Origin of the sequence: Burkholderia sp. KCJ3K979 (genome assembly GCF_016759955.1) — a bacterium.
GTDB classification, from domain to species: domain Bacteria; phylum Pseudomonadota; class Gammaproteobacteria; order Burkholderiales; family Burkholderiaceae; genus Burkholderia; species Burkholderia orbicola.
Map to the genome: position 1 here is coordinate 103,642 of NZ_JACFYV010000002.1, position 20,584 is coordinate 124,225.

The following is a 20,584-nucleotide window of genomic DNA, read 5'->3' on the forward strand; positions in this document are numbered from 1 at the left end:
CGCCATGGAACTCGCGATCCTGTCCGTCAGTTTTCTGATATTTCTCGTGCTCGGCGTGCCCGTGTCGTTCGCGCTCGGCATTGCGTGCGTGCTGACCTACATGGTCGAAGGCCTGCCGATCGCGACCGCGATGCAGGCGATGATCTCGGGGATGAACGCGTTCTCGTTCCTCGCGGTGCCGTTCTTCATCTTCTCCGGCGAACTGATGCTGCATGGCGGCATCGCCGACCGCATCCTGCGCTTCGCGCAGGCGACCGTCGGCCACTTCCGCGGCGGCCTCGGGATGGCGAACGTCGTCGCGTGCACGCTGTTCGGCGGCGTGTCGGGCTCGCCGACCGCCGATACGTCGGCGATGGGCGGCGTGGTGATTCCGCTGATGAAGCGCGAAGGCTACAGCGCCGCGTACGCGGTCAACGTGACGACGCATGCGTCGCTCGCCGGCGCGCTGATGCCGACGTCGACCAACATGATCATCTACGCGTTCGCCGCGCAGGGCATCACCGGGATGCTGCACGGCCAGCCGGTGAGCGGCGTGTCGATCGGCGACCTGCTGTTCTCGGGGCTCCTGCCGGTGCTGTGGGTGATGGGCTTCGTGCTCGCCGCCGCGTACTGGCAGGCCGTGCGTCACGGCTATCCGCGCCGCGAGGACGGCTCGTCCGCGCTGCCGCGGTTTCCCGGCTGGTATGCGGTGCTGCGCAGCTTCGTCGGCGCGGTGCCGGGGCTGATGGTGATCGCGATCATCCTGGTGTGCGTCGCGAAGGGCATCGCCACCGCGACCGAAGCGGCCGCGATCGCCGTCGTGTACTCGCTGGTGCTGACCGCGGTGGTCTACCGGACGCTGACGGCCGAGAAGCTGCGCCGCGCGCTGTCGCATGCGGCACGCACGACGGGCGTCGTGCTGCTGCTGATCGCGGTGTCCAACATGCTGCGCTTCCAGATGTCGTACCTGGAGATTCCGGATGCGATCGAAGGGCTGCTGAAGCAGTCGACCGCGGCGCCGTGGCTGATGCTGCTGTACATCAACATCATCCAGGTGTTCCTCGGCACGTTCGTCGACATGGCCGCGCACATCCTGATCACGACGCCGCTGTTCCTGCCGATCGCGATGGCGTGCGGCGTCGGGCCGGTGCAGTTCGGGATCATGCTGCTGCTGAACTGCTCGCTCGGCCTCGTGCACCCGCCGATCGGGTCGGTGCAGTTCGTCGGCTGCGCGATCGGCAACGTGTCGATCGGCGAGACGACGAAGATGGCGTGGCCGTACTACCTCGCGATCTTCAGTGCGATCAACATCGTCACGTACATGCCGTTCTTCTCGACGTGGCTGCCGAGCCTGATCAGCGGGCACGCGGTGTTCTGATTGCGTCGCGCGTTTCGCCCGTCGCGGCGCCGGACGACCGAGGTGGTCCGGCGCCGCGGTTGCATGCGCGGTTCCCTTTCTTCACTTCACGGCACTTCGATGAAAACGACTCTCCTGCGGCGCGCCGTGGCGGCTGCTGCGTTGACGATGGCGGCCTCGCTCGCGCACGCGGCGACGTATGCGTACGTGTCGAACAGCGACAGCCGCGATATCTCGGTGTTCAGCGTCGACACGGCGAACGGTGCGCTGACCGCGATCGAAACCGTGCCGGTCGACGGCACCGTGATGCCGATGGCGTTGTCGCCCGATCATCGGCGCCTGTACGCGGCATTGCGTTCGACGCCGTATCGCGTCGTCAGCTTCGCGATCAATCCGCTCGACGGGCGGCTGATCGAGCTGGGCCGCGCGCCGCTCGCGGACAGCATGGCGTACGTGTCGACCGATGCGTCGGGCCGCTACCTGTTCTCGGCGTCGTATGGCGGCAACCTGCTCGCGGTGAACCGGATCGGCGCGGACGGCGTCGCGGGCGACGTGCGGCAGACGGTGAAGACCGGCCCGATGGCGCACGCGATCCGCCAGTCGCCGGACGGCCGCTACGCGTTCGCGTCGGTGCTCGGCGCGGATGCGTGGTTGCGCTTGCCGTTCGATGCGTCGACGGGAATGCTGACCGACGACACGACGCCCGCGTACCGGCTGCCCGACAAGTCGGGCCCGCGCCATTTCGTGTTCTCGTCGAACGGCCGCTTCGCGTACCTGATCGACGAACTCGACGGCAAGCTGCACGTGCTCGCGCTGTCGCACGGCGGCGCCGATGCGCGGCCGATCCAGACCGTGTCGATCCTGCCGCCCGATTTTCACGGCGACAAGCCATGGGGCGCCGATCTCCATCTGACGCCGGACGGGCGTTTCCTGTACGCATCGGAGCGCACGTCGAGCACGCTCGCCGGGTATCGCGTCGACGCGACATCGGGCAGGCTCGTGCGGATCGGCACGTTCGCGACCGAACAGCAGCCGCGCGGTTTTGCGATCGATCCGTCGGGCAAGTATCTGCTCGCGGCGGGGCAACTGTCGCCGACGCTGGCCGTGTACCGGATCGACGGCCACACCGGGCATCTCGACGCGATCGGCAAGTATCCGGTCGGCAAGGGCGCGAACTGGATCGAGATCGTCACGTACGACGGGACGAACTGATTCGGCGTGCGGCGCGAACGTTCGCCTAACCCCGCGGCGCGTCCGGTTCGGCGTCGCCGCCCGATGCGTCATCAGCCGACCGATCGTTGCGCCAGTGCGCAAGCTCGCGCCACAGCGCCGGCCGTGCGTGGTCACGCGGCGGCAATTCAATGACATGCGCGACGCCGCGCACGTTGATCATCGCGCCGGAGTCAGGCAGCGCGGGAATGCCCGCCGGCGATGAATCGTCGTCCGGCTCGGCGGTGACGGCGGGGCTGGGCGGGCGTGGCGACATCATGCGAATTCTCCGTGGGGTGTCGAAACGGTGCATCAGTAACGGACCCGCCCGATCAGGCCGAGCGGATCGATCGCGTGCTGGACGGCGCCGGCGAGTTGCCGGTGCGCGGCCGGCACATGCTTGCGGTAGTACGCGATATTGACCGGCCCGACGCCGTGTTCCGCGCTGAAGCAGCCGCCTGCCTGTACGACGCGGTCGTACAGCGCGCCGCGCAGCGCCACCTGCTGTAGCGCGCCGTAGCGTGCTGCCTCGGCATGCGGAATCGACACGACGAGATGGCAGCCGCCGTCGCCGAAATGGCCGAACGCATGACAGCGCAGCGCCGGATGCGCGGCGGCGAGCCACTGCTCGGCGGCGGCGACGAATCCGGCCAGCGCGCCGCGCGGAAACGACACGTCGAACGACAGCGGCAGGCCGTCCTGCGCGACCGCGGCCGGCAGCGCGTCGCGAATCCGCCAGAACCGTTCCGCCGGCGCGCACGCCGCGTCGAGCACGACGCGTTCGTTCGCCAGGGCGTCGAGCGTCGCGACGGTGCGTTCCTCGAGCAACGCATCGAGCCCCGGCATGCCGGTCGCGATTTCGACGAGCGCGTAGCACGCGGCAGCGTCGGTCTCGAACGGCACGCGCAATGTCGGAAACGCGGCGGCGACACAGCCGACCGCCGCCGCCGACATGAACTCGAATGCCGACAGCAACTCGCCGAATGCGCGCTCGAACGCGAGCAGGCCGGCGAGCGCCGCATCGTACGACGCGAACGCGACGAACGCCGCGCACGACGACCGTTCGAGCGGCGCGAGCGCGAACGACACGGCGGTGACGAGGCCGTTCGCGCCATTCGCGCCGATGAAGCACTGCGCAACGTCGAAGCCCGCGTTGCGCTTGCGCAGCGGCGCGAGCGCGTCGATCACGGTGCCGGCTTCATCCGCAAGCACCACTTCGACGCCGAGCACGTGACGGCGCACGTCGCCGTACTTGATCAGGCGGCTGCCGCCCGCGTTCGCGCCGACGAGGCCGCCGGCGGCCGGATCGCTGCCGAGATCGATCGGCACGCAGAGCCCCGCTTCGCCCGCCAGACGGTTGATGTCGGACAGCCGTACGCCGGCCTCGACCGTGATGCTGCGATTGGCCGGATCGAACGCGCGAACGGTGCGCATCCGCTCGAACGACACCACGCATTGCGTGCCGCTGCGATCGGGCACGGCCGCGCCGACGAGCCCGGTGCGCGCGCCCTGGGCGACGAGCGCGATCCGGTGCGCGACGGCGACGCGTGCCAGCGCACGCACGTCGGCGGTCGAAGCCGGTCGCGCGACGCCGAGCGGCACGCCGCCGTGCTGCACGACGTCGGTCGCATACGGCTCGCAGGCCGCGCCTTCGAGCCAGCCGTCGCCGAGTGCCGCGGCGAGCGCGTGCCGTTGCGCGGCGTATGCCGCGGGGGCGGGCAGCGCGTTCATCGTCAGCTGGCCCGCGCGAGCTGCTTGCGCAGCCGGCCGCGCACGACGACCAGCGCGATCAGCGGCACGACGCCGCCCCACAGCGGGCTGTGGCGCATCGCGATCGACACCGCGAGCGCGACGACGGTGACGGCGAGCAGCACGAGCGACAGCGACCGTGTACGCGCGTGGTCGACGAACGTGCCGTCGACGAAGCCGCCGTCCGACCACGCGGTATGCACGATGCCGACCACCAGCACGCAGACGAGCATCGCCGCCGGCCCGAGTTCCTCGCCCCACAGACGGCTACCTGTCGGCGACACGAGCGCGAGCACCGCGCCGATCACGAGAAACAGGTCGACGCCGAGCGCGATGCTGTTGCGCTCCGCGCGGCGCATCAGCCACGCGCCGTGCACGAGCGCGAGCACGCCGCCGATCAGGAACGCGTGGGTCCAGCGCAGGTCCGGCTGTTCGGGGCCGAGCCGGCCGTAGAACAGGAACACGATCGCCGGCAGGAAGTTGCTCGCGTGCAGCAGGTAGTCGGTTATGGGATGGTTCGATTTCATCGTGTCTCTCCTTCGTCGAAACAGCGTGGCGACGACGCGTCATGCGTCAAGCGTCGTGCCAGCGGAACAGCCGCGCGGAGGCGAACAGGAACAGCGCGGTGCACGCGGTCATGCCGAGCAGTTGCGGCGCGAGCTGCGCGTACGGCGCGCCGTCGACCAGCGCGCCGCGCAGCGCGACGGCGAACTGGTTGGTCGGCAGGAACGCGAGCCCGGCCTTCAGCCACGCGGGCGCATCGTGCATCGGGATCGTCAGGTCGCTGAAGAACAGCAGCGGGTAGTAGGTGACGTTGCACGCGAGTTCGGCGGCCGCGAGCGAGCGGGTGCGGCTGGCCAGCAGCACGCCGATGCTCAGCACCATCGCCGCGCCGAGCAGCACGATCGGCAACGCGCGCAGCCCGTCCGGCGTCGCGATCGGCAGTGCGATGCCGAACGCGACGCGCGCGACCGTCAGCAGCACGAGCGCCGACAGCGCCATCATCGCCATCCGCGCGACGATCAGCGCGGCGAGGAACACGCCGCGCGAGACCGGGAAGCACACGTACAGCTTGAACGTATTGCGCTCGCGCAGCGCCGCGATCGCGGTGGTCGTCGAGTTGAGGCCGATCGCCATGAACGCCATCACGAGGATGCCGGTCGCGAAGAACGCGCCATAGTCGAACGGGCGGCGCGTGGGCGCGGCATTCTCGAAGCGTGCCTGCGCGGCCGGCAGTCCGAGCCGCTGCGCGGCGCAGCGTGCGAGCGCGATCTCGACGACCCGCGACGCCGCCTTCACCGCGAGCGAGCCGTTGAAGTCGTAGCGGATCGTCGCCGGCGTGCGCTCGTCGGCGCCGAGCACGACGGTCACGCGCTCGGCCGGCGTGCCGCGGCCGCCGAAGGTCGCCTTCACCGTGTCGCTGTGCGACAGGCTGGCGACGATCTCCGCCTTGCACGCCTGGTTGTACGGCGTCGCGCCGCCGGGCACGTCGAACGCGATGTCGGCCGTGCCGAGCGAGCCCGAGCCGCCGAACGCGAACAGCATCACGCTCAGCAGGAACACTGGAAACACGAGCGTCCAGAACAGCGACGAGCGGCTGCGCAGATAGCCGAGCAGCTCGTTGCGCACGAGGATCAGGAACACCTTAGTCATGGGTCGGGCCCTCGGTGCACAGGCGCAGCAGGTCGCCCGGCGTGCTCGGCGCGAGCGCGAGATGCTGGATACCTTGTTCGCCGACGATCCGGTGCACGTTCGGATGCAGCGTCGCATCGCCGAACGCCTCGACCACGTGCGCGGCCGACACGCGCACGCCGGTCACGCCGGGCAGCGCCGCGAGCCGCTTGCGCAGCGCGCGTGCATCGGCTGCGTCGCGGCAATGCAGGACCGCGCGCGCATCGCCGACGAGCTCGGCGCGCAGCGTGTCCTGGTCGCCCTGGTAGCGCACGCCGCCGTCGCGCACCCAGACGAGATCGTCGACCACGCTCAGTTCCTCCTCGGAATGGCAGATCATCGCGACGCTCGTGCCGCTCGCGCGGTGGCGCAGCAGGTCGATCACGACGCCCGCATAGCGACGGTCGAGGCCCGTGAACGGCTCGTCGAGCACGGCCAGTTCGGGCCGGTGCGCGAGCGCGACGTACAGGTCCACGCGCTGGCGCTGCCCCTTCGACAGCGCGCGGCACGGCTTGTCGAGCAGGTCGGCGATGCCGAGCGCGTCGGTGATCGCCGCATCGGTGTGTGCGTACATCGCGCGGTGCAGCGCGACGATCTCGGATACACGCAGATGATCGGGATACTCGACCTTCTGCAATTGCGCGCCGATTCGCTGCAGCGACCGCGAATCGCGCATGAAGCGTTCGGCCGGCACGTCGAGCACGCGCACGTCGCTGCCGCCGCGCCGGAAGCCGAGCAGCGTTTCGAGCAGCGTGGTCTTGCCCGAGCCGTTCGGCCCGATGATCGCGGTGATCGCGCCGAGCCGGAACCGCACGTGGCGCGCGGAGAAGCGGAAATCGCCGGCCGCGACGTCGATCGCGCGCGCGCCGAGCGCCGCGCCCGGCGCATGTGCGTCGGGCAGCGGCGGCGTGCCCGCGCGCCGCGGCCGGTCGAACGCGGCGCGCGGGGCGAACATCGCGCGCACGGACGCAAGAAACGAAACGCTCATCGTCGGCATCCTCAGTCGAACAGCATGACCTGCGTGTCGCGCGCGCCCCGGTACGGGTTGCGGCCGTGCGCGACCAGCATGTTGTCGACGACGAGCACGTCGCCGGCCTGCCACGGGAACGCGCATTCCTCGTCGTCGAGCGCGTCGTAGATCGCCACCAGATCGTCGAACGGCATCGGTGCGCCGTCGCCGTAGCGGATCTCGTACGGGAACGCGGCGCGCGCGCCGTACATGCGCTGCAGGTAGCGATAGCTGAGCTCGCCCATCGAGCGCGGGTTCGGGTGCTGCGCGCTCGCCTGGTTGAACCACACCGTCTCGCCGGTGCGCGGATGCGTGCGCAGCGCGCTGCCGACGTGCGATACGGTCACGCTGCCGTCGTCGAGCCAGCGGCAGCCGACGCCGCGTTCCGCGCACAGCCGCTCGACCTCGTCGCGCTCGGTCGTGCCGAATGCGTCGTCCCACGGCCGGTGGTACGCGGCGAACGGCAGATTCGGGTTCGCCGCGAGGCCGTCCGCGCGGTCGCCCGGCGCCGCGAAATTGCGCAGGTACATCACGCCGCGTTCGGCGAACCGCTCACGCAGCGCGGCCGGCACGCGCGCGGTCACGCGCCGCATGTCGCAGATCGGCGTTTCGCCGCCCGCGTCGGCCGGCTGCCGGCAGTAGAACGCGACGAGGCGCGGAAACGCGGGCATGTAGGCCATCTCCTGATGCAGCCCGATCCTGAACGGCGGCGGCATGCGGGTCGATTCATAGACCTGGCCGTCGATCTGCTTGCGCGGCGCGGCGCCGGCCGTATAGCCGTTCGCGTGCGCCGGATACAGCGCGCCGAGGCGGCCGAACGCGGCGGTGTCGGGCACCGCGAATCCGCGCCACAGCAGCGCGCCGCATGCGTCGAGCAGCGTGTCGATCGTGTCGAGCCGCGAGCGGTACCATGCGACGAACATCTCCGGCGACGTCGCGAGTTCGGCGCTGCGCGGCGTCACGCACAGCGGCAGCGTCGCGCCGGGCGCGACCGGCGCGCAGTGCACGTCGTCGGCACCGAGCCGCACGGCCGCATGCGCGGCGAGGAAGGCGAGATCGGTCATCGCTCAGGCCAGCGCCGGTTTCTTCAGCAGGATTTCGAAGCCGAGCGCGCCGAGCCCCATGCTCGGGCTGTAGATCGACGCGACTTCGGCCAGACCGGCCTCGGCGACGAGCGCATGCGCTTCGTCGAGCGTGATCTTTTCCTCGACGTGGGTCGGCGGATAGTCGGCGGCCGCGCGCATCTCGGTGAAGCGGTCGAGCAGGTGCTGCGGCGCGTCGCGGCGCATGTCGTGCACGAGCGCGATGCCGCCCGGCTCCAGCACGCGGTACATCTCGGTCAGGCTGAGCGCCTTGTCGGGCAGGTGGTGCAGCGTCGCGCGGCCGACCGCCATCGTCAGCGTGCCGTCGTCGAACGGCAGCGCGAGCGCGTCGCCGACGCGCATCTCGATCGTGTCGTCGAGCCCGAGTTCGTGGATGCGCGGGCGGCCTTCGTCGAGCATCGCCGGATCGAGGTCGATGCCGACGTAGCGCCAGCCGCGCATCGCCGGATCGGTCGCGAGCCGCACCGGCACGACGCCGGTGGCGGTGCCGATGTCGGCGATCGTGCCGGCCGTCATCCCGCGCGCCAGCTGGCGGATGCGGCTGATGAACAGCAGGTCCCACGGTTCGAGCGTCTCGGTGGCGAAGCGATCGTAGTCGTTCGCCGGGCGCAGGTTCTTGAGCAGCATGACGTTCCTTGTGCGAGAGAGTGAGGGTTCACAGCCAGCCGACCGGCACGGCGGCCAGCAGCCGTCGCGCGGTCGCGCTGTTGACACCGAACGCCGGGCGGCGGCGGCGTTCCACCGCATGCGCGGCCATCGCCGCGATGCGCGCGCCGAGTCCGACGCTGACGCCCCACGACGGCGCGGCGACACCGAGTTCGAGCAGCGTCGCGGCGGTCAGGAAATCGATGTTCGGCCGCAGCGCGCGGCGCGCGTCGGCCTGCGCGCAGCATGCGTCGAACAGCGTGACGTATGCGCCGTCGAAGCCGGTTTCCGCGAACCGGCCGCGCATGTGTGGCGGACGCGGATCGGCGACGAACAGCGGATGCCCGAAGCCGTACAGCGTGCGTTTCGCGTCGAGCGTCGCATCGATCGCCGCGCGGCCTGCCGCGTCGAGCGCGGCGGCCGGCGCGTCGGTGCCGCCCGGTATCGACCGCGCGAGCGCGGCGAGCCACTGCATCGCTTCGAGTGCCGCGCCGACGTGCGACGGCCCGCTCGCGAGGAAGCCGGACGCGATCGCCTGCGTCAGCGTGACGCCGGTGCCGATCGCGACGCGCGGCGCGAGCACGGTCGGCGTGATGTAGCCGAAGCCGGCGTGCCACGCGACGAGCAGCATGTCCATCGCCGCTTGCGCCGGTGCATCGGCACGCGTCGCGCCGGTCAGCACGAGCATGCGTTGCGCTTGCGTCTGCGCTGCATCGAGCGCCGTGCCGCCGCGGGCGTGTGGGTCGGCGGCGAACGGCCGGCCCTCGATCGCCGCATGCAGCAGGAACGGCGCGGCGGCCGCGCACAGCAGCATCGTGTCGAGATCGGCATCGTCGGGCGCCGGGCCGTGCACACGGCCGGCCACGTCGTCGAGGCCGCGCAGCAGGCCGGACGCCGCCGCGAATACCGGCGCGACGCCCGCCGCGCCGAGGTCGGCGGCGACCGACTGAGCGACCGAGCCCGGCGCCAGCGCGTCGGCGAACGCCGCGAGCCGCGCGGCGATCTCCGCCTCGTGCGTGCGATGGTCGGCGTGGCCGGGCGCGACGTCGAACCACAGATGCGCGAGCGCGCCTTCGAACGTCGTCGCGCCGATCAGCGCGTTCAGGTCGAGATCGCGTACCCGCAGCGCCTCGGGGTCGAGCGTCGCGCCGTCGATGTCGGTGCCGCGATGGCGCGTCGTCGGCCGGCCGAGCAGGTTGCGCGGCGCAGCGCCGGTCGTGGTCGTGGTGGCGGAGATGCTGGAGTCGAGTGTCGTATCCATGTCATTCCACCGCGGCAAGTTCGTCGCTGCTGACGCTGATCGCCGCGTGCGCCATCGCGGCGATCACGGCCGCGTGCTGGTCGACGACGGGCAGCACGTTCGCGAAGTAGTAGCGCGCGCTCTTCAGCTTGCCGCGATAGAACGCCAGCTCGGCCGGCGCGTCGGCGGTGTCCGGCGCATCGAGCCGGCGCGTGGCGATCGTCGCCGATTCGAGCAGCACCCACGCCGACGTGACCACGCCGAACATCTCCAGAAAGCGCGTATAGAACTGGCTGCTGCGATGCGTGTGGCCGTCCTGCACGTCGCGGGCGATGTCGTCGAGCGCGGCGGCGATCCGGTCGGCGCCCGCGCGCAGCGCATCGAACAGCGGCCGCAGCTCCGCATGCGTGCCGGCGTGATGCTGCTGCGCGAGGAACGCGTCGAGTTCGTCGCGGTAGTACTGGATCAGCCGCGAATGGCGGCCGAAGCCGAGCTTGTCGCGCACGAGATCCTGCGCCTGGATGTAGTTCGTGCCTTCCCAGATCGACAGGATCTTGACGTCGCGCGCGTTCTGCTCGACCGGGCTCGCATCGGTATAGCCGAGCCCGCCGTGCACCTGGATCGCCGTTTCGCAGATGCGCCACGCCTGGTCGGAGATGAACGCCTTGCAGATCGGCGTCAGCAACAGTTGCAGCTTGCGATGGCGCTCGATCTCGGCCGGGTCGGCGTCGGGCGTGGCTTCGAGCATCGCCGCGCGCGTCGCGGTCGCCGCGAGCTTGCCGAGCAGGCCGCGGCAGCCGTCGACGCGGCTTTTCATGTCGACCAGCATGCGCTGCACGTCCGCGTGCTCGACGATCGCGACGCGCGCGGCGTGGGTGTTCGACGCGCGCTCGATCGGCCGGCCCTGCAGCCGGCGGCCCGCATACTCGACCGCGTGCAGGTACGCGCTCGACGCGACGCCGACGCCGAACATCCCGGTGCTCATGCGCGCCTGGTTCATCAGCGGCATCAGCTGCAGCAGACCGACGTTGCGCCGGCCGCCGAGCAGCCAGCCTTTCGTCGTGCCGTTCGAACCGAATACCAGATGCGTGTTCGCACAGCCCTTGAGCCCCATCTTGCGCGGCAGGCCGATGCAATCGACGTGGTTCGGCCGCAGTTCGCCGGTTTCCTCGTCGGGCCAGAAGCGCGGCACGACGAGGCACGACAGCGAAAACGAATCCGGCGACGCGGTATCGATGCGGCCGAGCACGAAATACAACGTGTTTTCCGTCAGTTCGTGCATGCCGGCCGAGATGTACACCTTCTCGCCGTCGATCGCGTAGATATCACGTTCGAGCGGCGTCGCGCGCAGCGCCACGGCGGTCAGGTCGGTGCCGGCCTGCGGCTCGGTCGCGCAGAAGCACGCGTCCCAGCGATACGCTTCGAGCGGTGCGATCAGCGCCTTCTGGTGCGGCGTGCCGTGCATCTGCAGCAGCTTGACCGCGGGGCGCGTGAAGCCGCCGTAGGTCATGAACGACGGATTCGCGCCCATGAACATCTCGTAGATCATCTGCGTGACGATCGGCGGCAGCCCGTGCGCGGTGCCGAACAGCGTGTTCGACCATTCGTCGCGAAAGCGCGCCCACAGCGCGTGGAAATGCGAAGGAATCCGTACCTGGCCGTCGTCGAGCAGCGTGCAGCCCTCGACGTCGGCCTGCTGGTAGCTGCGCCCGAGATCGAGCGCAAAATCGCGTGCACGTTCGAGCAGCGCATCGATCGACGCGCGATCGTGCGTGCCGTACAGGCCGTGTTCCGCCAGGAACCGCTTGTCGGCCTCGAACAGTTCCCACAGAAAGAAGCGCAGTTCGCGCAGGCTCACCTTGTATGCGCTCATCATGCGTCTCCTTCGATATCGAGCGCGGCGTCGAGCCCGCCGGCCAGGTCGACCACGGCGGCCGCTGCCGCGCCATGCAGCGCCGCGTCCCACACGAGCACCGTGCGGCGTTCGCCTTCGTCGAGCGCGCCCGCGAGCCGGATCAGCGCGGCGGCCGATTCGGCCGACGACAGATGGCCCGAGCCGTCGTGCTGGATGCGCGCGGCGACCGGAATCGACGCGGCGTCGGCCACGCGCGCCGCGAAGCCGGGATCGAAGCCGGGCGGCATGCACCAGTCGATCTGGTTCGCGCGCAGGTTGGCCTGTTCGAGCGCGCGGCGGATCGCGCGGGCGGCGACCGGCGCGAGCGTGTCGCGCAGCGCGGTTGGCGCATCGGCCCACGGGTCCGTGATCGATGGCCCGAATTCGAGCGCGACGGACCGTACGCCGCCCCACGCCGCAGGTTCCGGCGCCGGGCCCGCGCGCGACACGAGCAGCGCGGCGGCCGCGTCGCCGTAGCCGACCAGGTCGCCGAACTGGCGGAAGAACGGGTAGAGCCACTTGTCGCTGAGGATCACGAGCGCCTGGTCGCCTTCGTCGAGCAGCAGCCCGTCGAGCAGCATCAGCGCCGAATACCAGCCGAGCGTGCCGTTCTGGCCGAGCGCGAACGGCGTCACGCGCTGCAGCCCGAGTTCGTACTGCATGCGGCCGACGACCGAGTCGCCGATCCCTTCGTTGAGCGCGCAACTGGCGACGATCACGTGCGTCGTGCGGGCCAGCGCGCCGGAGCCGAGCTGGTCGCGCAGGTCCAGCGCCGCGTCGGCGGCGAGATCGGCGAGGCTGCGCCCGGGCGGCGCGACGCGCAGCGCGGGCCGGCCGCCCGGCGCGAGGCGCGTGCCTTCGTCGGGCGTCAACGCGCCCATGCCGCGCGGCCGCGCAAAGCGCGCCTGCGGCAGCAGCAGGTGCCGGTAGCCGGGGTGGCGCTCCTGCGCCTGGATCGCGCTGAACACGACGGCGGGCGGCAGCACCACGACGCCGCCGGACAGCGCGAGCGTGCCGGGCGCGGCGACGCGCGGCGCGCCGACACAGGTTTCATCGAGCGTCGACAGGCTCATGCTGCGGTCTCCTCGAGGTTCGGGCGCGCGAACGCGTCGCGATACTGCGCTTTCAATGCGGGTCGGTCGATCTTGCCGTTCGGGTTGCGCGGCAACGTCGGCAGCGGCTCGACGACGAGCGGGTTCATGTAGGTGGGCAACGCGTCGCGGCATGCGCGGGCGATGTCGGCGCGGCACGCGTCGGCGTCGAGCGTCGACACGACGCACGCGGCGATCGCTTCACCGAGCGCCGGGTGCGGGACGCTGAACACCGCGGCCTCGCGGATGTGCGGCAGCGCGAACAGCACGTCCTCGACCTCGGTCGGGCTCACGCGATAGCCGGACGTCTTGATCATGTCGTCGCCGCGCGCGACGAAGTACAGGTAGCCGTCCGCGTCGCGCCGCACGATGTCGCCCGACCACACGGCGACGTCCGGGCGCGGAATCTCGCCGTGCCGGCGCGGCAGCGGACGAAAGCGCTGCGCGGTCAGCTCGGGCCGGTTCCAGTAGCCGAGCGTGACGAACGCGCCGCGGTGCACGAGCTCGCCGGGTTCGTCGGCCGCGCATTCGCTGCCGTCCGCGCGCAGCACGAGGATCTCCGCGTTCGGCACGGCCTTGCCGATCGACGTCGGGCGCAGCGCCGCGTCGGCCGGCGCCAGATAGGTCGAGCGGAACGCCTCGGTCAGCCCGTACATCAGGTACGGCGAAGCGTGCGTGAACAGCGCCTGCAGGCGGTGCAGCAGCGGCGTCGCGAGATGGCCGCCGGTGTTCGCGAAGCGGCGGACCCGCGTGCGTGCGGTGTCGCTCCAGCCGGCGGACGCGATCTGCATCCACAGCGGCGGCACACCGGTGATCGACGTGACGCCGAACGCATCGCAATGGCGCGGCACTTCGGCCGGCTGCAGGAAGTCGAGCGGCGTGTAGCACGCGCCGGATGCCAGCGCGGTCGTGAGCTGGCTCAGGCCCGCGTCGAAGCTGAGCGGCAGCACGCCGAGCACGACGTCGTCGTCGGCGAGGCGCTGGTACGCCGCGACGCTGAACGCGCCCGACACCAGGTTGCGATGCGACACGACGACGCCCTTCGGCTTGCCGGTCGAGCCGGACGTGTAGAGCAGCGCGGCCGGATCGTCGTCGACCGGGCGGCCGGCGGGGGCCGCTGCCGATGCCGATGCCGGTGTGTCGGTGCCCGGCGAATCGATCGCGTCGGCCAGCTCCTCGATCAGCAGCGTGCGCCCGCCGACGAGTGCGGCGAGCGCCGGCAGGCGCTTGAGCCGCTGCGCGCCGGTCACGAACAGCGCGGCGCCGCTGTCGGCGACGATGTGTTCGATCTGCGCTTCCTTCAACTGCGGATTGACCGGTACGAAGATCGCGCCGAGTGCGTTGGCCGCGAGCATCGCGACCACGGTTTCGATGCGCTTCGGCGCGTAGATCGCGACGCGTTCGCCGGGCTGCGCGCCGCGCGCCGCGAGTACGGCGGCGGCGCGCCGGACCGCGCGGGCGAGCTGGTCGTAAGTCAGGGTGCCGCCGCCGTCGGCATACGCCGGATGATGCGGCCAGCGCGCGGCGCCGTGTTCGAGCAGGTCGGCGATGCTGATCAATGCGTTCATGATCGGCTCCTCGGGTTCAGGCCGGCCGCACGTACACGTGCGCGGCTTCGTGGGACAGGAAATGCGCCATCGAGTACGTGCGGTGATACGCGCCGCAGCGCTCGAACACCGCGATGTCGCCGACCTGCGGCGGCGCGCCCGCGTCGTCGCGGCCGATCACGTCCGCGCGGCTGCAGGTGCTGCCGACGTAGAGCGTCGGCACGCCGCGCGGCGGCGGCGCGGGCGTGCGGCGCACGAGCGACGGCGCGGCGAGGCGGCGCATCACCGATTCGGTCTGCGCGAGCAGGAACGCATGCGACAGCCCGCCGTCGCAGACGGCGATCGTGCGGTCCTGCCATGTCTTCACCGCGACGACGCGCGTCGCGAACACGCCCGCATCGGCGAAGATCGCGCGGCCCGATTCGTGCGCGAGCGAATAGGGGCCGGCCAGCGGCGCGAGCGCGGCGGCATAGCGGTCGAATGCGGCATCGCCCGGGTGATCGTCGGCAAAGCCGCCGCCGAGGCTCAGCGAACCGAGCGGCGCGCCGTTGGCGGGTGCGAGATCGCGGGCCAGCGCGGCGAGCAATTCGGGCAACACGAGCGTGTCGGGCTGCGTCGGGTCCTGGCGGATGAACGAATGCGGGCCGGAGAAGACGTGCAGCCCGGCCACCGGCAGGCCGGCAGCCGCGAGCGTGCGCACCGCGTCGTGCGCCTCGTTCGGCGTCATCCCGAAGTGGTCGTGCCACAGTGCGCGCGCCTGTTCACCCGCCAGCGCGCCGGCATTCACGCGCAGCAGCACCGCGCCCGGCGTGCTGCCGCCGGCCGCCGCTTCGCGGGCGAGCGGCACGAAGCGCGCGACCGCGTCCGGGTTGTCGAGCACGAAATGGCAGCGCGACGCGAGCCCGGCACGCATGAACATCTCGTCCATCGACGGATTGTTCAGGTAGCGCGGCGTCTTGATCCGGCCGATCACCGCGTCGAGTTCGCCGCGGCTCGCGAGTTCGACGCCGTCTTCGTACGCATGCGCGCAGCGCGCGAGCATGTCCTGGTTCGGATTCGCCTTTAGCGACACGATCAGCCGCGTGCCGAGCCGCGCCTTCAGCGACCGGTAGCGGGCGATTGCGATCTCCGGCTCGTACACGTAGCACGGCGTGCGCAGATCGGCGATCCACGCGTGATCGGCGGCGGGAAGCGGGCGCTCAGGCGTCATGGCGGCCCACCGGATGGAGCGTGGCGGCCGCATACGCGCCGCAGTTCGACTGCATCACGCCGAGCACGCGCCGGCCATGCGCGAGCGCATCGAGCCCGACGTCGGCCAGGTTGATCGGAAAATCCGAACAGCACGCGTGGCCGCGCGCATGGATGTTGTCCGCGTAGAGCCGCTCGGCCGGCACGCGCATCGCGCGGCACAGCGCGTTCCAGCCGGGCAGGTCGGCGTTGTGCGGCAGCACGAGTTCGTACGCGTCGAGCGCATGCGGCTCGAGCGCGACGGCCGCGTCGATCGCGCGGCGCGTGTACGGCCATTCCATCATGATCAGGTCGGCCTCGTTCGCGGCGACCGTGTCCGACCCGCGATGCCATTTCGCGTGCGTCTCGATCGCGATGCCGCCGAGCCGGTTCTTCGTGCTGTTGCGCGCGATCAGCATCGCGGCCGCGCCGTCGCACTGCACGCCGGTCATCTGCCGCATCCGGTAATCCTCGCCGTACACGCGGTCCGACGACACGACGAGCGCCGCGTCAAGCTGCGGATGGCGGCGCATCAGCGCGCGCACGGTCTCGATGCCGGCCGCGACCGACACGCAGTTCAGTTGAGCGACGGAGCCGAGCCACAGCGGCTCGATGCCGAACTGCGCAGCCACTTCATGCGGCAGGCTGCGCGGCGCGGGCGGCACGCTGAATTGCTGCGTGTGGACGTGCACGATCGCACCGACGTCGGCCGGCTGCACGCGCGCGGTGTCGAGCAGCCGGCCGACCGCCGCGATCGCGAGATCGGTCTCGCTGGTGTCGAGCGCCATGTGGAAATAGCGGCTGCCCGACTGCGCGATCGCGGCCGCCCGCTGCGCCGGATAGTCGCGCTCGGCGGCCCAGGCCTCGATATCGACGGGCGGGCCCGGCAGCTCGTAGGCCACCGCGTCGATGCCGATCCAGAAATCGCGTGACGCTTGGGAGGAGGTCGTCGTCATGGTTCAGTTGAGCGGCATCGCCGCGTAGTCGAGGACGTCGAGCTTTTCGAAGGTCGCCTGCACGGTCGGCGTGAGCAGGCCCATCTCGCGGATCGTCGGCACCAGGCGCCGGAAGATCGAGCGGCGGATCGAGCTCGACACCGGCGATTCGCGCACCATCGCGCTGCATTCACGCTTGGACAGCCCCATCGGTTCCCAGATGTCGTCCGCGCACAGGTGCTCGTACAGCACGGCCGCGCCTTCGCAGATGAACTCCTCGCGCTCGCGCAGTTCGTGCGAACTCATCTCCGCGTACACGCGGCACAGCGTGATCCGGCCGACCGCGAAGTGGCGTGCTTCGTCGCGCTGGATTCGCAGGAACAGGTCCTTGATGAACGGATCGGTGCTGTACGCGACGACGCTCTGGAAGATCGACAGCGCGATGCCCTCGACCAGCACCTGCATCCCGAGGTTCGTCATGTCGAGCGCGCTGCTCGTGATCGTGTCGTGCAGCAGCCCCTTCAGCGAGCGGCTCATCGGGTAGCTGACGTCGAGCTTTTCGTTGACGAGCTTCGCGTACGCCTCGACGTGGCGCGCTTCGTCCATCATCTGCGCGGCCGCGCACAGCCGCGCGCTGAGGCCATCCTCGGCCGACGCGAGCTTCGACGCGCAGATCAGCGCGGCCTGCTCGCCGTGCAGGATCTGCGACAGCAGCCAGCCCTGCGCGTGATGGCGCACCTCGCGCTTGTCGGCGTCCGCGAGCTTGCCCCACAGCTCGGTGCCGTAGATCAGCAGCGTCGGGTCGGGCATGCCGAGCGGGTTCGCCGGGTCGAGGTCGTGGCTCCAGTCGACGTCGGTCGCGACGTCCCACTGCGCGGCCTTCGCCTTCTCGTACAGCCGGTTCAGCGCCTCTTCGCGCAGCGCGTAGTCGTTCGACATCAGCGCGTCGACGGGCATCGACCAGCGGATATCGGCCGTGTCCTGCATCACGGTAAGCGTGTCATTCATGTCAGGGTCTCCCCGGCCGCGCGGCGGCGCCGGAATAATGGGCGGAATCGGTGAACGGAGCGGCGGCGCGCGACGCGCCCGGGTGCGGTTCGACGCGGATCGCGAACGACGGCCACGCGCCGCGCAGTTGCGCGTCGAACGCATCGGCGAGCCGCGCGGGCCAGATCGCGCAGCACACGCGGTTGTCGCCGGCGAATTCCGCGTCGCGCAGGATGCGGTCGCCGATCCACACGACCGGCGCGCCGCGCGATGCGTCGCGCAATGCTTCGTCGTACAGGTGCACGCCGAGCAGCACGTGCGGGGCGAGCAGTTCGGCCGGCAGCGCGCCGAAATACGGTGCGCACACCTCGATGAACAGGCGGGCATCCGGATGCACGGCGTCGCGAATCCGCGCGGTGACTTCCGCGAGGAACGCGAAATACTGCACGTGATCGAGCAGCACGCGGCGCTCGCCGCCGGCCACGTCGTACGTATTGCCCGCGTCATACGCATCGCCGGCCGCTTCCGCGAGCGCGGCGCGCGCATAGTCGGCCGGCGTGTCGAGCGGCATCCGGTACGCGCTGGCCGCGACCGCCACGGGCTGTCGCGCGTCGCGCTCGATCCGGTAGGTGAAGTGAACGGGTCGCACCATGTCACGCCTCGCCGTCGAGAGAAAACGTCGCGTCCGGCGCGAACGCGACGTCGGCGATCGCGTAATAGCCGTTCAGCGCGAGCGAGCAGACGGCCGCGCGGCGCGGCGTGTCGCCGTCGCGGTGCGCGAGCAGCACCGACAGCCACGGGTCGCTGCCGAACGCATGACCGAACACGCCGTGGCCGTCCGGCAGCAGCGGCGTCTTGCCGACCGACGCGAGCAGCGCACGGCGCGACGTGGCCGGAAAGAACGGCAGCGCCGCGTGCAGGCCGGGGCGCGCCGCGCAGAACGTGCGGATGTCGCGGCCGAGCCGCACGACCGCGCTGGCCGGCGGCGCGGCGTCCGCGATGACCGACTGCGCCGGTTCGCGGCCGACGTCGACGAGCAGCGTGCAGACGCCGAAGCCCGAGCGCCCCCACGCGGGATTGCCGTGCCAGTACGTGTAGCCGTGCACGTCGACGTCGACGATCTGCAGCAGCAGCGTACGCGGCCCGGTTTCCGCCGCGGTCGCGAGCGCGCGGCGCAGCACGTAACCCCAGCCCGCGCATTCGTACGAGCAGGTCATCCAGTCGGGCGTGTAGTCGTTCGCACCGGCAAGGGCCTGCGCGAACACGCGATGCTGCGGCGAATCGTTCATCAACAGCATCGACAGGATCGTCGAGCTGACCACGTAGTCGTCCGCGCCGATCGCACCGCACAGCCGCTCGCGTTCGGCGCACGCGAGCGTGCCGATCGCGCGGGCCGTATCGTCGAGCGGCACGGCCGCGCCGTCGCGCGACGGCGCGACGCGCCGGTACGCGAGCGCCTGCACGGTTAGCGCGGTCGCCGGGGCCGGCTGGACGGCGGCGGCCGCCACGGGGGCAAGAGGCGCGAGCATCGCCGTATCAGGCCGCGTGCTGCTGGCTGCGCAGTTGCGCGTCGAGCTGCTGCAGCGTCGTGTACTGCGTGATGTTCAGCGCTTCCGGATCGATCGAACCGTAAAGCTGTTCGCAGAACACGATCAGCTCGACGATGTTCAGCGAGTCGATGCCGAGTTCGCCGATGCCGGCGTCCGTGTCGACGGTTTCGACGTTGAGGATCTTCGCGACTTCGCGGGACAGGATGTCGAGCGCGTCGGCCGGAACGTTCTGGGTCGTCATGAGGGGAGCTCCTGAAGTTGAGTGGATTTGATCGGGATCGATCGGCCTGTCGCGTGGGTCAACTGCCGGCTTCGCAGCGCAGGCTCTTGCGAAGCTCGTGATAACAACGGTACGAACTGCCTTCCATCTTCGAAAACGCCAGCAGGTCGCGCTGGTCGTCGAACAGCGGCACGTTGCCGTCGCGTACGAGCGCGCTCAGGAACTCGTTCGACAGCAGCTTGATCGCGAGCACGCGCTGCACCTTGCCGAAGCTGTAGTGCGCGTCGTCGGTCTGGCTGCGCGCGGCGTCCGCGATGAAGCGGTGCACGGCGCGCGCATCGGCATCGAGTTCGACGCGGCCGGTCCGCTCGAGCCAGCCGACGTGCGCCATCAGCGCGCGGACGAAGTACGGCCGCACGACGGTCAGGTATTTGTTGAATACGGTCGGGCCGCCGATCCGCAGGCGATCCTCGGCGCTGACGCGCACCTGGCCGCCGACGTTCGCGAGCTGCAGGTTGCCCGCGAGGAACGGCGCGCCGCAGGTCGAGCGTTTCAGCTTCCGGTATTCGTCGGGCCACACGAGGTAGGCGGCCGGGAACATCACGCCGGGCAAGCGCGCGGCGACGACGGCCATGCAGTCGCGATGCGCCTCGATGCCCCACACCTTGTCGACGGTCAGCGCGAGCCCGTTGTCGTCGCTGCGTACGACCGTGCGCCACGCGGCCAACGTCGGGCCGCCGCCGTCGCTCATCAGGAACGCGAAGTTGTGGCCGGCGTCGATACACTCGCAGGCGCGGCGATTCTGGTCGTCCGAGAAGAACAGCCCGAACATGATGCGGATGAACGCGCGCATGAACGGCTTGAACAGGTGATGAAACCCTTCGCGGCCGATCTGCTCGAGCAGCGCTTCGGTGAGCGGCGCTTCGTCATGCCGCAGCGGGGTCGACGCGGACGCGTCGGGCAGCACGTCCGGTGCCGTGGAGCGCAGTGCGATCACCATCTCGCTGTCGAGCAGCCGCACGGCGGCAGCCTCGACGAGCCGGGCCGCCGCATGCGGCGGCGTGCCGATCGCATCGAGGTGGCGCAGCACCGGATACGCGGCCTGATCGGCCACGCGCAAGAGCAGCGACGGTGCGAGCGGGGCGGGGGCGGAAAGCGTGGACATGGCAGG

Annotated in this window: 20 protein-coding genes; 2 read left to right on the forward strand and 18 right to left on the reverse strand. The window is 70.6% G+C overall.

All coding sequences use genetic code 11. The annotated features are described in order from the left end of the window. Nucleotides 1-4: 4 nt before the first annotated feature. Nucleotides 5-1,357, forward strand: coding sequence for a TRAP transporter large permease (locus H3O04_RS01235; protein ID WP_006481162.1), 1,353 nt, complete (start codon nucleotides 5-7; stop codon nucleotides 1,355-1,357). Between the two features lie 99 nt (nucleotides 1,358-1,456). After that, nucleotides 1,457-2,548 carry a lactonase family protein gene (locus H3O04_RS01240; RefSeq protein WP_043887786.1) on the forward strand — a complete coding sequence of 364 codons (1,092 nt, stop codon included), beginning with the start codon at nucleotides 1,457-1,459 and terminating at the stop codon, nucleotides 2,546-2,548. A 25-nt stretch (nucleotides 2,549-2,573) separates the two neighbouring features. On the opposite strand, the gene H3O04_RS01245 is transcribed toward H3O04_RS01240, so the two are convergent. From H3O04_RS01245 to H3O04_RS01330, 18 genes are read right to left on the reverse strand one after another with little or no spacing between them, the layout of a single operon-like run. Then, on the reverse strand, nucleotides 2,574-2,858 hold the full coding sequence (locus tag H3O04_RS01245; protein WP_237666127.1) for a hypothetical protein: 285 nt from the start codon (nucleotides 2,856-2,858) through the stop codon (nucleotides 2,574-2,576). Beyond that, a complete protein-coding gene (locus tag H3O04_RS01250; RefSeq protein ID WP_202586938.1) occupies nucleotides 2,858-4,276 on the reverse strand; it encodes an FAD-binding oxidoreductase in 1,419 nt (472 codons plus the stop codon). Before H3O04_RS01250 ends, H3O04_RS01245 begins: the two co-directional genes overlap by 1 nt. A gap of 2 nt (nucleotides 4,277-4,278) precedes the next feature. Next, nucleotides 4,279-4,821 carry a hypothetical protein gene (locus tag H3O04_RS01255; RefSeq protein ID WP_023476706.1) on the reverse strand — a complete coding sequence of 181 codons (543 nt, stop codon included), beginning with the start codon at nucleotides 4,819-4,821 and terminating at the stop codon, nucleotides 4,279-4,281. A gap of 46 nt (nucleotides 4,822-4,867) precedes the next feature. Further along, entirely contained in the window at nucleotides 4,868-5,947 is a 1,080-nt protein-coding gene (locus tag H3O04_RS01260) for an ABC transporter permease (protein WP_202586939.1), read from the reverse strand. Next, nucleotides 5,940-6,953, reverse strand: coding sequence for an ATP-binding cassette domain-containing protein (locus H3O04_RS01265; protein WP_202586940.1), 1,014 nt, complete (start codon nucleotides 6,951-6,953; stop codon nucleotides 5,940-5,942). Before H3O04_RS01265 ends, H3O04_RS01260 begins: the two co-directional genes overlap by 8 nt. A gap of 11 nt (nucleotides 6,954-6,964) precedes the next feature. Beyond that, nucleotides 6,965-8,038, reverse strand: a complete 1,074-nt coding sequence (locus tag H3O04_RS01270) for a TauD/TfdA family dioxygenase (protein WP_012337016.1) — start codon at nucleotides 8,036-8,038, stop codon at nucleotides 6,965-6,967. A gap of 3 nt (nucleotides 8,039-8,041) precedes the next feature. Beyond that, the gene (locus tag H3O04_RS01275) at nucleotides 8,042-8,704 is read right to left on the reverse strand and encodes a class I SAM-dependent methyltransferase (protein WP_011549202.1); all 663 of its coding nucleotides are present in this window, start codon (nucleotides 8,702-8,704) and stop codon (nucleotides 8,042-8,044) included. A 28-nt stretch (nucleotides 8,705-8,732) separates the two neighbouring features. Beyond that, nucleotides 8,733-9,983 (reverse strand): citrate/2-methylcitrate synthase, encoded by a 1,251-nt coding sequence (locus tag H3O04_RS01280; protein ID WP_202586941.1) that lies wholly within the window; start codon nucleotides 9,981-9,983, stop codon nucleotides 8,733-8,735. 1 nt (nucleotide 9,984) lies between these two features. Then, nucleotides 9,985-11,835, reverse strand: coding sequence for an acyl-CoA dehydrogenase (locus H3O04_RS01285; RefSeq protein ID WP_043887783.1), 1,851 nt, complete (start codon nucleotides 11,833-11,835; stop codon nucleotides 9,985-9,987). Continuing rightward, entirely contained in the window at nucleotides 11,835-12,929 is a 1,095-nt protein-coding gene (locus tag H3O04_RS01290) for a hypothetical protein (RefSeq protein WP_202586942.1), read from the reverse strand. The genes H3O04_RS01285 and H3O04_RS01290 overlap by 1 nt, the downstream gene beginning before the upstream one ends. Then, the gene (locus H3O04_RS01295) at nucleotides 12,926-14,515 is read right to left on the reverse strand and encodes an acyl-CoA ligase (AMP-forming), exosortase A system-associated (RefSeq protein WP_202586943.1); all 1,590 of its coding nucleotides are present in this window, start codon (nucleotides 14,513-14,515) and stop codon (nucleotides 12,926-12,928) included. The genes H3O04_RS01290 and H3O04_RS01295 overlap by 4 nt, the downstream gene beginning before the upstream one ends. Before the next feature lie 16 nt (nucleotides 14,516-14,531). Next, nucleotides 14,532-15,704 (reverse strand): PLP-dependent decarboxylase, encoded by a 1,173-nt coding sequence (locus H3O04_RS01300; protein ID WP_202586944.1) that lies wholly within the window; start codon nucleotides 15,702-15,704, stop codon nucleotides 14,532-14,534. Next, nucleotides 15,694-16,677, reverse strand: a complete 984-nt coding sequence (locus H3O04_RS01305; RefSeq protein ID WP_202586945.1) for a 3-oxoacyl-ACP synthase — start codon at nucleotides 16,675-16,677, stop codon at nucleotides 15,694-15,696. The genes H3O04_RS01300 and H3O04_RS01305 overlap by 11 nt, the downstream gene beginning before the upstream one ends. 3 nt (nucleotides 16,678-16,680) lie before the next feature. Further along, nucleotides 16,681-17,664 (reverse strand): ferritin-like domain-containing protein, encoded by a 984-nt coding sequence (locus H3O04_RS01310; RefSeq protein WP_034176080.1) that lies wholly within the window; start codon nucleotides 17,662-17,664, stop codon nucleotides 16,681-16,683. A 1-nt stretch (nucleotide 17,665) separates the two neighbouring features. Beyond that, the gene (locus H3O04_RS01315; RefSeq protein ID WP_202586946.1) at nucleotides 17,666-18,295 is read right to left on the reverse strand and encodes a hypothetical protein; all 630 of its coding nucleotides are present in this window, start codon (nucleotides 18,293-18,295) and stop codon (nucleotides 17,666-17,668) included. Between the two features lies 1 nt (nucleotide 18,296). Next, a complete protein-coding gene (locus H3O04_RS01320; protein WP_054928606.1) occupies nucleotides 18,297-19,172 on the reverse strand; it encodes a hypothetical protein in 876 nt (291 codons plus the stop codon). Nucleotides 19,173-19,179: 7 nt separating this feature from the next. Beyond that, nucleotides 19,180-19,434, reverse strand: a complete 255-nt coding sequence (locus H3O04_RS01325) for an acyl carrier protein (protein WP_006481176.1) — start codon at nucleotides 19,432-19,434, stop codon at nucleotides 19,180-19,182. Nucleotides 19,435-19,492: 58 nt separating this feature from the next. After that, nucleotides 19,493-20,578 (reverse strand): hypothetical protein, encoded by a 1,086-nt coding sequence (locus H3O04_RS01330; protein ID WP_202586947.1) that lies wholly within the window; start codon nucleotides 20,576-20,578, stop codon nucleotides 19,493-19,495. Nucleotides 20,579-20,584 lie beyond the last annotated feature (6 nt).